We start from the raw sequence: 13,261 nt of genomic DNA on the forward strand, positions 1-13,261 counted from the left end.
ATCTCCTATATCTGTGAAGGATGTGAACTAAACAATTTTAGTTGTCCAAGACTCCACATTCCATTCATCAGTAATCCAGGAACGATAAAATTCTGGCTCATGACTTACTAGTAAAATCGTTCCTTTAAAACGACGCAATGCTTCACTTAATTCTTCCTTAGCATCTACGTCCAAATGATTTGTCGGTTCATCCAAAACTAATACATTATAGGACTCTTGCATTAATTTACATAACCGCACCTTAGCATTTTCCCCACCGGACAAAACACGCATCTGACTGGTAATATGCTCATTTGTTAGCCCGCAGCGAGCTAAAGCGGCCCGCACCTCACTATTAGTCATTGATGGATAGGCATTCCAAATGTAATCTAAAGCAGTAACATCATTATTAGCTACATCTTCTTGTGCGAAGTAACCGACCTGCAAGAAATCACCGCGCTCTACTTGTCCAGAGAAAGCTGGTATCATGCCTAATAATGTTTTAAGTAATGTAGTCTTACCTAAGCCATTCACACCGCGAACGGCTACCTTTTGACCGCGCTCTAAAACGACTTTTACCGGCTTAGTTAATGCTTCATTATAGCCTAAGACTAAATCTTCTGCTTCAACAATAAAACGACTTGGCGTGCGACCTTCTTTAAAACCAAACGATGGCTTCAAATGCACCTTAGGCTTCTCTAGCATTTCCATCTTCTCTAAGCGCTTAGCTCTAGAGTTCGCCATCCCCCTCGTAGCAACGCGTGCCTTATTGCGAGCAATAAAGTCTTCCATGCGCGCCACTTCTTGTTGCTGACGTTCATAGGCTTTGATAGCCTGCTCTCGTTGCACCTCATAAGCAGCTAAGAATTGCTCATAATTCCCTGTGTAACGAGTTAGTTTAGCTTGCTCAATATGGTAAATCACATTGACTACAGCATTTAAAAATTCCATATCATGGGAAATTAAGATAAAAGAATTTTCATAATTTTGCAAATAATTCTTTAGCCATTCAATATGCTCTACATCCAAGTAGTTTGTAGGCTCGTCTAAGAGCAAAATAGTTGGCTTTTGCAATAATAGCTTAGTGAGCAATACTTTCGTGCGCTGACCACCGCTCAATTCATTAACTAAACGGTCTAAGCCAATATCTACTAAGCCTAAGCCTTGCGCTGTACGTTCAATAGTCGCATCAATTTCGTAGAATCCGCGCTGCTCTAATTCCTCTTGCCATTCGCCAGTCTTTTCTAAGAGCTCATTCATGCGCTCTTCAGTGCAATCAGTCATTTCATTATAAGCAGCTTGTAAATCCGCCTCTAACTGAAAGAGATCACTGAAGGCATCGCGCAACACATCGCGAATCGTCTGCCCATCACTGAGTACACTATGTTGGTCTAAATAACCCACTGTGCCCTTATTAGACCAGGCAACAGTTCCTTCATCAGGTAAAATATTTCCAATAATAATATTTAAAAAGGTAGACTTACCTTCACCATTAGCACCGATTAAACCTACATGTTCCCCTTTTAACAAGCGAAATGATGCATCATCTAAAATCTGACGAGCACCAAAGCCATGAGTCACATGAGACACAGTTAATACGCTCATTCGTCATCTCCCAACTACAACACATAATGGAAAAGCCGTCTTTAAAGACGGCTTCTCTTTAACGATTCTATTTTACATTGATTTTATAGGACTGTCAAAAAGCAGGCGTTCGCCATATAAAATAGCTGTTACAGCCATAATCTTAGCGCCTTTAATAATTTGTTCAAATGCTTTCTGAGATCCAGCCGCTGCTACAAATTCCGGCGTATGCAAACCTAAGTGCTGCCCTATTTGTAGGCTAATCTGAATCGTGGGAATCTCCTGTGATACATTGCCCATATCCGTGCTGCCTTCCGCAACATCATCAGGCAATATGGCAGGCTCTTCCCCCATAGCACTCATAACGTCCCTGGCTACGGTCTGTAAAGACAGGTCTTCCACCAAGTCTTTAAACAAAGGCTCATAGTGGTGATATAAAACCTTAGCACCATGGTCTTTAGCACAAGTCTCAGCTCTTTTCTTTAGCTCCGGCAAAACAATGTTCTCTAAGAATGATACCTTCTTTGCTCGCACAGTCATACGCAAAGTAGCGCGCTCTGGAACGATATTAGGGGCTACACCGCCTTCCGTGATAATCGTACCAATAAGAGCTTCTTCGCCCCAAGTTTTCATTGCACTTGCTACACGCCCATAATAATCCACTAAACAGGCTAATGCATTAATCCCCTCGCCTTGTGGATCTGCAATATGAGCAGCACGACCTAAAAAGGTGATTTCTAAAGGATGACTGGCTAAGGACGAGCCGCCTAATTCATTGGCATCACTAGGATGAGTTAGAAGGGCTCCATCATAGCCTTTAAATATACCGGCCTCAGCCATGTACACCTTGCCCCCAATAGTTTCTTCTGCAGGGCATCCAAAGAACGTAGTGACACTATCTGGCACTGCTGCTGCAAAACCAATGGCCGCCCCCATACTCATAGGGCTAATGAGATTGTGCCCACAACCATGACCTAGCTCAGGTAAAGCATCATATTCACCTAAGAATGCCATTTTAAATGGCTTATGCCTACTTTGAGCCAAAGACTGGCCTATACGATTCTTCGCTATAGAGGAATCACTAGTTTCTATATGAAAATCCCGTGCCCCCATATAGGAAGTATCTTCCGCTATATATGAAGCATCTCCTGCTATATATGAATCATCTTCTGCTATATGTGAATCAGCCTTTACTATTGGGGAATCCATCTTCTCTATAAAGGTATCATCATAGATGATATCCGAATTATATTTTCCATAATCTGCCCGTAAAGAAGTTCGCAGCTCCGGAATCTTACCTTCACTCACATCTTCTTGAACAGTAAAACCCTGTTTAGTCATAAATTGACTAATTTTAGCTACCGCTTTAAACTCCTGTTGTCCCAATTCGGGATTCTCATAAATATAGCGGGCCAATTCTATGAGTTCATCTTTAATGCTATCAATACGTTCACAAGCGCAACGAATTTGCCCTTTAATGATCTCATTATTTGTGAGATTTAATAACTTACTTAATTCATTCATCCTCTAGATTTCCTTACGATTCTTATATTTTATGTCTATTCATCTTATGGCACTAATAACAATGTATTCGAAATTGCCCGAAAACTTACATACTGCCCTAAGGGAAGAGCCCAATGTGGCGTTCCATGGCCTGTAGGCGCATAACAAACGAAGGGCTCATCAGCAGAATCTGGTCTATCTTGCTCCATATACTCCAAGACCTTGGCGCCAATATCATATACAGGGTCCCCTTCATCGCCTTCACAAGCTGTAAAACTACCAATGACAGCCCCCTTCACAGTTTTTAATATACCTTGCAAACGCAATTGTTGAAGCATTCGATCAATTTTATACGGTGGCTCACCAATATCTTCGATAAATAAAATAGCCTCCTGCCACATCTCCTTAGTAGGCATATAGTCGGTTCCACCTAAACTACAAAGGATTGCTAGATTACCACCTAATAAACGCCCTTCGGCCATTTGCGCCCCAATATAACCTCGTGGAGGTGCCGGTAAAGGCTCTACTACAGACATGCGGCCTTCAAGCAAGTCAAATAAATGATCTAGATCAGCTTCACGACCTGGTTTAACCCAATCTACGCCCATAGGGCCATGATATGTTACAAGTCGACTATGGCGATGTAAGGCTAAATGCAATGCAGTGCAATCGCTATAACCAACAAAAGGTTTACAATGCTTTCGAATGGCCGCATAATCAAGCAAATCTACATATCTTACACAGCCATAACCACCGCGCAAAGCAATGACTGCCTGACACGCCTCATTAGTCATAAATAAATTAAATTCTCGAGCCTGCTCTTCTAGTGTACCGCCATAAAGGCCTGTGCCATAACAAGTACGCCCAAAGATTGCCTTATATCCTCGCTCCTGAGCTATCGCTTCTATACGCTGTAAATCTTCCTCTGAACTAGAGGCTGGAGCTAGAAAACCTAATGTCATGCCCCGCTCTATTTTATGAGGCTTTACCCATTCCATAAATACTCCTTACTTTCGATACGCCGATTTAAAATCAACAATGCCCAAACTAGACCAGAAATACCCACCAATCGAATCATTGGCAACATAAGGGGTTGTAGTAAAGTAAATAGGTATAACCACGGCATCATTAAATAGAAGCTGCTCCGCTTCATGCATAAGTCTTTGACGCTCTGCTGCATCGGTAGTGCTGTGAACTTGTGCCATGATTCCATTATAGGCATCACTATGATATTGTGCATCATTGGCTTCATCGGAAAATACATCTAAGAAAGTTTGTGGATCCACATAGTCCCCCACCCAAGAAGCGCGCGCCACTTGATAGTGACCTTCTTCACGATTCGCCATGAACACCTTAGTCTCTTGATTTTGCAATTCTACATCAGCCCCTAAGGTATCCTTCCAAATAGCCTGCACCGCTTCAGCAATGGCTTTATGCATTTCATTCGTATTATACAAAATCGTAACCTTTGGCAAAGGATTTTGCGGTCCATAACCAGCCTCTTTCAATAAGGCTTGAGCTTCGCGTATATTATAGGCCACTAAATCACCACCAACTTGTCTAAAATCAGTCTGACTTGCCTCATCAATTAAACCTGGTGGCACAAAGGCATAAGCTGGCGTTTTACCGCCATGTACAATAGTGTCCACTATAACTTGACGGTCAATGACTAAGGAAAAGGCCTTCCGCACCCGCGAATCATCAAATGGTGGTGCTGTAACATTAAATACATAATAGTATGTTCCCAAGGAAGGCGCTACTTTAAATAAACCGGCCTCAGTCAATCGCTTTTGATCAAGAACCGGCGGCTCTACCATCATGTCAACGGCGCCACCCTCCGCTAATGTAAGACGCGTACTTTGAGATTCACTAATTGGCCAATCCATGGCCGTTAATTTTACAGCCTGTGCATCCCAATACTTATCATTTTTAATAAAATTAAGTTCTGCACTATGAATCCATTTAGTCAGCACAAAGGGGCCATTGCCAATTAATGTTTCTGCTTTTGTAGCCCAAGTATCAGGTGCTTTCTCCACTATATCAGCGCGTACAGGATAATAGGCATGAAATGCCGTAAGACCTAAGAAATAAGGCGCTGGTGCTTCCAACACAACCTGTAAGGTATGATCGTCTAAAGCCTTTACGCCTACCGCATCAGCAGTGGCTTTATCTGTATTATAGGCTTCACCATTTTTTAGCACATACAACATATATGCATTGCCAGCTGCGGTTTTAGGATTTAATACACGCTTCCAAGCATATTCAAAATCTTGCGCTTTTACAGGCACCCCATCAGACCAAGTAGCATTAGGCCGCAAATGGAAGGTATAGGTCAATCCATCTGGCGATATAGTCCAAGACTCCGCCATAGCAGGCTCTGGCAAATCCTTTTCATTTAACCTAGTTAAGCCTTCAAAAATAGCTAATTCTACAATGGACTCTGGCAAGGTTGATGATTTAGCCGGATCCAATGTAGAAGGCTCTTGCTCCAAAGCTAAGCGCAAGGTATTAGGAGGAATTGTTTCACTGCGACTACAGCCCACCAAAAGGAGTGCCATTAGCGATACGACTAAGAGCAACACTAGTGTGTGCTTTGACTTTAGTAAGTTTTGTACCATCATGTCCTCCTTATTTTTTATCTATTGCATCTAGCTCTAAATACAGTTTAATTGTGCGACCTAATAGGGCACCTAAATTAATACCCACTGCATTAGGCACATTTGAAATAAATACACCTATACCATACATCTGAGATCCTAATGGCAATAAACCGCCATCATGTTCCACATCATCTAAGGACCCTGTTTTATGGTAAAACACCTGTTCTTCATCCCAATAAAAAGGAAGTTTATCTCTAAACTGTTGTCGCCCTAATATTTGCCACATCTCTGCCCCTATACGAGGTTCCTCACGATATAAATACAAGGTTTCATAGAGAGTAATTAAATCATCAACAGTCATCTTATTCTCACGGCCTAATTTACGTGCTTCAAAATCCATCATTAAGCGCTCTAGGCGAGTCTGTTTTAAGCCTAAGGACTGCGCATACTCGTTAATTGTATCAAAGCCTAAGCGGTGTATGAGCAAATTCGTTGCCCAATTATCGCTGAGCACCATCATAAGGCGACAGAGCTCTACATAAGTAAATTCATGGGGCCCTATCAATTCTTGTAAAGCACCGCCACCAGTAACACAAGGCATCTCATGAAGACCTACTACTTCATCTAATTTAAGGCGTCCCACTCGCGCTTGATGAAATAGTGTTGCCATAATCAATACTTTTATCATACTAGCCGAAGCATGTACATCTGCTGCCTTATGGGCACATATATATTCAATGCCTCCTTGCGGTAGTAAACGAGCCACTACATAAGACACCTTGTCCTGCGGTGCATACTCTTGAATGAGTGCATCTAATTCTGACTGCAAATCCCTTGGACGAGTATTCGCCCTTAAATTTGTATCTAAATTAGCCACCAATTTTCTTTCATCATTACTCATTAATTTTGCCCCATCATATATCAATATATTACATTCTAATGTTTAAATTTAATATAATAACTTTACGTCATCAGGTTCAAAACACTAATTTAATATTAGCCCATGTAAGCCTATGCTTATTTATCACTTAATTATCACTAATTTATTACCCAATTATTATTTACTACTCACTTATAACTTATTTATCGCAAATTCATCGCTAATTTATCACCGTTTTATCGTTGCCAGCAAGCCACTCGCTGAGAGCCTTTGGAGCGTAATTCAGGCCCCTTTTCTCGACAAATTGCCTGTGCTTCTGGACAGCGTGGTGCAAATGGACAGCCTACAATTTCATCTAAAGGACTTGGCACTTCACCGCTTAATACTGGCCCAATAGGCATGGGTGCTGCTAGCGGTGCATTTAAGCGAATTAAAGCCTGCGTATAAGGGTGCAATGGATTTTCATATAAATCTTCCGTAGTCCCTTCTTCTACTACATGGCCTAAATACATAACGGCAATACGCTGGCTCATATAGCGTACCATATTTAAATCATGTGAAATAAATACATAGCCTACCTGCTTCTCTTCTTGCAAGCGAGCTAACAATTTAATAATTTGTACCTGAATGGACACATCAAGAGCTGAAATAGGCTCATCACAAATAATACATTCCGGTTCACTAATTAAAGCCCGGCCAATGCCTATGCGTTGCCGTTGTCCACCGCTAAATTCGTGAGGATATCGCTCCCCTTGCGCTTTAGACAAACCCACTTCCTGTAAAATAAGCTCCACTATTTCATCTTGTTCTGCCTTAGTCCCTCGATTCTGCACCGTCAAAGGCTCTCTTAAAATCTCACGCACAGTCATGCGCGGGTTTAAGGAGGCGTAAGGATCTTGAAAGACCATCTGAATATGCTGACGAACAAACTGCAAGTCTTGTTCCGTTGTAATTTCTTTATCTTTAACCCAGATGCGCCCTTTAGATTTAGGATATAAGCCCATCAAAGTGCGGCCAAATGTAGACTTACCACACCCAGATTCTCCTACGATGCCTAAAGTTTCACCTTGCTTTTGGTGTAAGCTAACAGATTTTAAGGCCCGTACCATCTGAGGTGTTTGACTAAAAACATGTGACTTTCCTAAAAAGTATTTTGACACATCTTCTGTTTTCCAAATAAATTCACTCATATACTTACCTCGTATTTTGTATTAGCGCTGTACATGAAGCCAACAGCGCACTTGCCGTGATGAACGCGCCTGCTCTTTATTAATTAATTCAGGCATTTTGCGAGCGCATATATTCATAGCCTTTGGACAGCGCGGATGAAAGGCACAACCAATTGGCAGCTGCAAGCTATCTGGTGGCTGCCCACCGATAGCGATTAACTCGCGCTTATCCTTCGTCGGCAAGGAGCCTAGTAGCCCCTGTAAGTAGGGATGCTCTGGCGAATTAATTAATTCTACTACAGTGCCTGTTTCTACAATCTGACCTGCATACATAACGGCAATACGTTCACACACTTGGGCGATAACGCGCAAATTATGAGAGATAATAATCATACCCATGTGCTCTTTTGCTACAATGTCCTTTAATAGCAATAAAATTTGCGCCTCTGTTGTTACATCTAGTGCTGTAGTCGGTTCATCAGCTAATAACAATTTAGGTCGCCCTGCTAAAGCCATGGCAATCACTACTCGTTGTCTCATCCCACCGCTGAGCTCATGAGGATACTGTTTCATTCGCCGTTCTGGATCAGCAATGCCTACCTTCTTCAATAAATCAATGCAAATTTCATTGCCACTGCGCTCATCACGAGTACCATCGTCTAATTCCCGGATGATGGATTCTTTTACTTGTGTTCCAATAGTCAATAAAGGGTTTAAAGCTGTCATAGGATCTTGAAAGACCATGGCCACAGTCTTCCCACGCAATGCTTGCCAAGCGGCTTCATCGTTAGGTTTCATGACCTGCTGATTAATCTCCAAAGCATCTGCCTTCACTTGAGTGTAACTTGACGGCAGTAAGCCCATGAGGGATTGTAAAGTTACGGACTTACCACAACCTGACTCCCCAACTAAGCCTAACACCTCGCCTGGTTTGACCTGTAAAGAAACACCGCGCACAGCTGGCACTGGGCCGGAAAATGTATTAAAGGTTACCTCTAAATTATCTAATTTTACTAAGCATGGCTCCTTCACTATTGTATTTATAGTCTGATTCTCCACCACAATCGCAGAAGTCTCACGAATCGTTTCAGAAGTGATGTGTTTCATCATTTTACATCCTCCTTAGGGTCTAATGCATTGCGAAGGCCATCGCCAAAGAAAGTAAATCCCAACATAGTTATACCAATGGCAATAGCTGGCGCAATAAGCTGAAATGGATAAGACCGCATAGAATTAATCCCCTCCGCAGCTAACACACCCCAACTAGCCATAGGTGCACTCACACCGAGACCAATAAAACTCAAAAATGCTTCCGTAAATATAGCTTCTGGAATCGCTAAAGTCATAGTAATAACAATGGGTCCTAAACAATTAGGCAGCATGTGACGAAATAGAATGCGCCACTTAGATACGCCCATAGCCCGCGCTGCAAGAACATATTCTTCATTTTTTAATGACATAATCTGGCTACGCACAATTCGTGCCATAGTCAGCCAATAGGCAATCCCTAAAGCAATGAAAATAGATGTTAGGCCCGGCGATAATACAACCATAAGCAAAATAACGTAGAGCAACAAAGGAATTCCATATAAGATATCAACCAAGCCCATCATGAGGCGATCTACCTTGCCTCCCATATAACCAGCTATGCTTCCATATATTACACCTATAACTAAATTAATAGCTGCTGCTACAAAACCAACCGACAAGGAAATGCGCGCCCCATATACAACGCGCACATAAATATCGCGCCCCAAAGTATCCGTGCCAAACCAATGGTCTTGAGATGGCGCCTGATTAGCTAAGGCCAAATTTTGATCCGCATAAGTATAAGGAGATAGCCAAGGTCCTACAATGGCCAATATAATCATACCCACTATAATGCAAAGCCCCAATAGAGCTAATCGATTTTGTTTCAACCGTTGCCACGGCGAAGGGCGTTTAATGTAGGAGGTTTCATCTGTAACAAGCTGCTCTAAAGGCATAAAATCGTCTATTTCGTATGAAAATTGCTTTTCATTGACTGAACTCATTGTGACTCCTCCTCTCCCATAGTAATGCGTGGATCCACTAAAGGATATAGTAAATCCACTAGCAAGTTAAAGGCTACAACTAATGCACTATAAAAAATAGTCACACCTAAAATTACTGTATAATCGCGATTATAAATTGAAGTAACAAAATATTTCCCTAGCCCTGGAATGGCAAAGATGGTCTCCACAATAAAGCTACCTGTCAACAAGGCTGCTGCCAATGGACCAATATAGGTAAGTACAGGCAAGACTGCATTGCGCAGCGCGTGTTTTAAAATAATGGTACTCTTTTTTAAGCCCTTAGCACGAGCTGTTTTTATATACTCTTGTTTCATAACTTCTAGCATGGTACTTCTCGTCAAGCGTGCAATGAATGCCATAGGCTGCGCCCCTAAGGTAATAATGGGCAATACCATATATGCAGGCCCTTTCCAAAGAGCTACAGGGAAAATAGGCCACACAAAACCTAGCCAATACACCAATACAGCACCAATGATAAAAGTAGGCACCGATAAGCCAATGGTAGACCCAATCGTAATAATGTAGTCAAGCCAAGTATTTGGTTTTAAAGCACTCCCAACACCGGCTATGAGCCCTCCTACTAAGGCAAAAGTCAAAGCCCCTAAACCAAGCTGTGCTGACACGGGAAAACTTTCGCCAATAATTTCATTAACACTACGGCCAATATATTTATAAGACGGACCTAAGTCTAAACGAACTACATGGCTCATATAATCTGAATATTGTTTCCATAAAGGATCATTTAAATGATAGGTGGCTTCAATCGTTGCCTTAATTTGAGGAGGCAATTTTTTCTCTTCTGTAAAAGGACCTCCTGGTATAGCCCTCATTAATAAAAATGTAATGGTAATAATCGCCCACATAACAACTATAGCGCCTAGTAAACGCTTACCTATATATTGTGCCACTCTCGTCACGCTCCTTTTTATACATATTCACTTTCTTATTATACAATACTCCAAGCATAATACAGTATACTTTCTCGATTGTATTCTATATACAATTCACAAGATTTCGTCTATCTGTCCTATTTAATTTTATTTTTCTGTATATTTACATATGACACTTTGTTATTTAAAATACTAATAGAAAATAAAACTTTAGAAATGAGGCGTATTATGAATTCAGTAAAAAATCCAGTACCAACGGTACTATCTATTCAAGACATGAGCTCCATTGGGCGTTGTTCCCTAACTGTAGCTCTGCCCATCATCAGCGCACTAGGCTCGCAAGCAGCGCCACTGCCTACAGCCTTGTTATGCAATCATTTAGAATATGAGCATTATGAAATGGTGGATTTCTCTGATCATCTTCGCGCCTTTATGGACTGTTGGGTAAAAAATGACATTACCTTTGATGCCATTCAGAGTGGTTTCTTAGCCTCACCTGAACAAATCCACATTGTCATTGAAGCCATTGAGCGCTTCGGCAATGAACATACACCAATTATCGTTGACCCTGCCATGGCTGACGATGGTCATCTCTACTCTGTATATAATCAAACCATGATTGAAGAAATGCGCAAGCTAATTAATCATGCCCATATTATTAAGCCAAATTACACGGAAGCAACCTTCCTTCTAGATTTACCTTATGAGCCTGAAAATGTAACAGATGAGACAATTCGCCTCATTTGTGAACGATTACATCGCCTAGGACCTCGTCATGTCATAATGTCTGGGGTGCCTCATAAAACTCATGCCGTTGTAGCGATTTATGATGGTGAAACTGATTCCTTAGAGTTTATCAACACGAAACTAGTCCCTGTTAAAGCGCATGGCACAGGCGATATTTTCACCGCTGTATTAACAGGTTGTTTATTGCAAGGCTATTCCACTCATGACAGTGCCACTATAGCCGCTAATTTCACCACTGACGCAGTAAAATACACGCATGAAACCATTGGTTCCATGCGCAATGGTCTTTTATTTGAACCACTGCTTGGCGAGTTGACCAAGCTTGTTAAACGGGAGGTTTAATAATGAAATTTTCTATTCGCGATATTGTATATATTGGCATGCTCACAGCCTTGATGGTATTGGCTACCTTCCTCTTTATTCCACTACCTACTGGTGGCATGGTTCATATGGGGTCTGCTGCACTCTTTACCATTTCATCTTTATTTGGCGGACTTTACGGTGGTATTTCTGCAGCCTTAGGATCCGCTATTTTCGATATGATTTCTGGCAAATATGTATATACCCTATATTCCATCGTAATTAAAGGTATTTGCGGTTTATTAGTAGGCTATATTGTAATCGGCCTGCGACCTCAGAAAAAACCTTTAAATAAAGCAATAATCATCCGCATCGTGCTTGCTATTATTTTAGGTGCTATATGGACTGCTGCAGGGTACTTTGTAGCTTGGGCCGATGTGTATAATAGCTACGAAATGGCTTTTGCTCGCCTTCCAGCAAGCTTCTTAACTAGTGGAGTAGGCTTTATCGTATCGATCTTCCTCATTCCAGCTATCTGGAGCATTCGAAACAAGAAAAAATAATCCAAATAAGCAATGACATGCTAGTCATATATAGTCTTAAATGATCTATATAATTTTAAATGAGCTATATAGTCTTAAACGATTTGCATATAGTTTTATATTACCTACATATAATCTAAAATGAACTATTACAGAGAATAATTCTTAGTATATTGTCGACCTCTTGTCATTCCTATACAAACAGAACCAAGCACAGCTAACTAGCTGTGCTTGGTTCTTTATTTTCTATATTATTCTACTTATGCCTATGCCATAACACCCCCGCAATATATGCCATAAAAGAGCCCCTAGTATATGCTATAAAAGAGCCCCTAATCTCTGCCATTATAGGGCCCATAATAGAGACTCTACCACTTCTTTATCTGTTCTTCATTTTATGCTATAATTATAGAATTAAAAATAGATTAGTAAAGGACGATTGTATGGATATATGGATAAATTTCGGCCTAGCATTGCTTATGGGCATTATAGCTTTTGGCATTACTCGCTGGGCATATAACAACAATATAAAGCTCCTAGCACTACACGGTCGACTAAACCGCCTACAATTTTTAATTGGGCTCATCGGTCTGACACTTGTGTCTAGTATCTTCAACAATTTAATTTCAACTTTAACAGAAAATGTAGTCGTACTCGCCTCATATTATGCCATTCGCACATTAACCTTCTTTGGGCATTGCATTTTGCTTACCTTTTTCTATGTGCTCTATGCGCGGCGCTTCCAGGATTTAAACATACACGGCATCGTCGGCATTCTTTGGTGCTTATTAATGGCCTTTACCTATCCATACAGCAATATTAAGTCCTTTAACTTTTTCTTTTTACTCATCACCTGGAGCGTAAATGCCCTATTACTCTTCATCCCTGGCAGTAATAAGCCCAATATTTACGGCTTACCCGCTACCTGGCCAAGTAATCCAAAGCCTAAACGACGCATAAGTCGACGTAAAACTGTGTAAAGTAGTAAAACCATAAAACATAAAAAACTAAAG

Annotated in this window: 12 protein-coding genes; 3 read left to right on the forward strand and 9 right to left on the reverse strand. The window is 41.1% G+C overall.

Translation table 11 applies throughout. The features are described 5' to 3' along the window. Positions 1 to 27 precede the first annotated feature (27 nt). The 9 genes from QZR90_RS04465 to QZR90_RS04505 all read right to left on the reverse strand — a co-directional run bounded on the left by QZR90_RS04465 (position 28) and on the right by QZR90_RS04505 (position 10,677). Complete coding sequence (locus tag QZR90_RS04465; protein ID WP_295789228.1) at positions 28 to 1,584, reverse strand: ABC-F family ATP-binding cassette domain-containing protein; 1,557 nt, start codon at positions 1,582 to 1,584, stop codon at positions 28 to 30. Positions 1,585 to 1,656: 72 nt separating this feature from the next. Then, positions 1,657 to 3,087 carry a peptidase dimerization domain-containing protein gene (locus tag QZR90_RS04470; protein ID WP_295789230.1) on the reverse strand — a complete coding sequence of 477 codons (1,431 nt, stop codon included), beginning with the start codon at positions 3,085 to 3,087 and terminating at the stop codon, positions 1,657 to 1,659. A gap of 44 nt (positions 3,088 to 3,131) precedes the next feature. Continuing rightward, positions 3,132 to 4,064, reverse strand: a complete 933-nt coding sequence (locus QZR90_RS04475; RefSeq protein ID WP_295789232.1) for an LD-carboxypeptidase — start codon at positions 4,062 to 4,064, stop codon at positions 3,132 to 3,134. Between the two features lie 9 nt (positions 4,065 to 4,073). Beyond that, a complete protein-coding gene (locus QZR90_RS04480) occupies positions 4,074 to 5,624 on the reverse strand; it encodes a peptide ABC transporter substrate-binding protein (RefSeq protein ID WP_295789234.1) in 1,551 nt (516 codons plus the stop codon). Positions 5,625 to 5,694: 70 nt separating this feature from the next. After that, positions 5,695 to 6,567 (reverse strand): serine hydrolase, encoded by an 873-nt coding sequence (locus QZR90_RS04485; RefSeq protein WP_295789236.1) that lies wholly within the window; start codon positions 6,565 to 6,567, stop codon positions 5,695 to 5,697. Between the two features lie 215 nt (positions 6,568 to 6,782). Continuing rightward, positions 6,783 to 7,736: an ABC transporter ATP-binding protein gene (locus QZR90_RS04490; RefSeq protein WP_295789238.1), complete on the reverse strand. Its 954-nt coding sequence runs from the start codon at positions 7,734 to 7,736 to the stop codon at positions 6,783 to 6,785. 21 nt (positions 7,737 to 7,757) lie between these two features. After that, the gene (locus QZR90_RS04495) at positions 7,758 to 8,825 is read right to left on the reverse strand and encodes an ABC transporter ATP-binding protein (RefSeq protein ID WP_295789240.1); all 1,068 of its coding nucleotides are present in this window, start codon (positions 8,823 to 8,825) and stop codon (positions 7,758 to 7,760) included. After that, the gene (locus QZR90_RS04500; protein WP_295789290.1) at positions 8,822 to 9,700 is read right to left on the reverse strand and encodes an ABC transporter permease; all 879 of its coding nucleotides are present in this window, start codon (positions 9,698 to 9,700) and stop codon (positions 8,822 to 8,824) included. The genes QZR90_RS04495 and QZR90_RS04500 overlap by 4 nt, the downstream gene beginning before the upstream one ends. A gap of 44 nt (positions 9,701 to 9,744) precedes the next feature. Next, positions 9,745 to 10,677: an ABC transporter permease gene (locus QZR90_RS04505; RefSeq protein ID WP_295789242.1), complete on the reverse strand. Its 933-nt coding sequence runs from the start codon at positions 10,675 to 10,677 to the stop codon at positions 9,745 to 9,747. Between the two features lie 210 nt (positions 10,678 to 10,887). On the opposite strand from QZR90_RS04505, the gene QZR90_RS04510 reads away from it, so the two are divergent. From QZR90_RS04510 to QZR90_RS04520, 3 genes are all read left to right on the forward strand, one after another. Next, positions 10,888 to 11,748 (forward strand): pyridoxamine kinase, encoded by an 861-nt coding sequence (locus tag QZR90_RS04510; protein WP_295789244.1) that lies wholly within the window; start codon positions 10,888 to 10,890, stop codon positions 11,746 to 11,748. 2 nt (positions 11,749 to 11,750) lie between these two features. After that, positions 11,751 to 12,269: an ECF transporter S component gene (locus QZR90_RS04515; protein ID WP_295789246.1), complete on the forward strand. Its 519-nt coding sequence runs from the start codon at positions 11,751 to 11,753 to the stop codon at positions 12,267 to 12,269. A gap of 422 nt (positions 12,270 to 12,691) precedes the next feature. Continuing rightward, positions 12,692 to 13,228 carry a DUF805 domain-containing protein gene (locus tag QZR90_RS04520; protein WP_295789249.1) on the forward strand — a complete coding sequence of 179 codons (537 nt, stop codon included), beginning with the start codon at positions 12,692 to 12,694 and terminating at the stop codon, positions 13,226 to 13,228. The last annotated feature ends 33 nt before the right edge of the window (positions 13,229 to 13,261 follow it).

The organism is uncultured Veillonella sp. (assembly GCF_900545795.1).
In the GTDB taxonomy this organism is placed as follows: domain Bacteria; phylum Bacillota; class Negativicutes; order Veillonellales; family Veillonellaceae; genus Veillonella_A.

What these genes read in the sequence shown, in the direction of transcription:
- QZR90_RS04465 (WP_295789228.1), bottom strand. Translation starts at nt 1,584, where the DNA reads ATGAGCGTATTAACTGTGTCTCATGTGACTCATGGCTTTGGTGCTCGT.
- QZR90_RS04470 (WP_295789230.1), bottom strand. Translation starts at nt 3,087, where the DNA reads ATGAATGAATTAAGTAAGTTATTAAATCTCACAAATAATGAGATCATT.
- QZR90_RS04475 (WP_295789232.1), bottom strand. Translation starts at nt 4,064, where the DNA reads ATGGAATGGGTAAAGCCTCATAAAATAGAGCGGGGCATGACATTAGGT.
- QZR90_RS04480 (WP_295789234.1), bottom strand. Translation starts at nt 5,624, where the DNA reads ATGGCACTCCTTTTGGTGGGCTGTAGTCGCAGTGAAACAATTCCTCCT.
- QZR90_RS04485 (WP_295789236.1), bottom strand. Translation starts at nt 6,567, where the DNA reads ATGAGTAATGATGAAAGAAAATTGGTGGCTAATTTAGATACAAATTTA.
- QZR90_RS04490 (WP_295789238.1), bottom strand. Translation starts at nt 7,736, where the DNA reads ATGAGTGAATTTATTTGGAAAACAGAAGATGTGTCAAAATACTTTTTA.
- QZR90_RS04495 (WP_295789240.1), bottom strand. Translation starts at nt 8,825, where the DNA reads ATGATGAAACACATCACTTCTGAAACGATTCGTGAGACTTCTGCGATT.
- QZR90_RS04500 (WP_295789290.1), bottom strand. Translation starts at nt 9,700, where the DNA reads ATGCCTTTAGAGCAGCTTGTTACAGATGAAACCTCCTACATTAAACGC.
- QZR90_RS04510 (WP_295789244.1), top strand. Translation starts at nt 10,888, where the DNA reads ATGAATTCAGTAAAAAATCCAGTACCAACGGTACTATCTATTCAAGAC.
- QZR90_RS04515 (WP_295789246.1), top strand. Translation starts at nt 11,751, where the DNA reads ATGAAATTTTCTATTCGCGATATTGTATATATTGGCATGCTCACAGCC.
- QZR90_RS04520 (WP_295789249.1), top strand. Translation starts at nt 12,692, where the DNA reads ATGGATATATGGATAAATTTCGGCCTAGCATTGCTTATGGGCATTATA.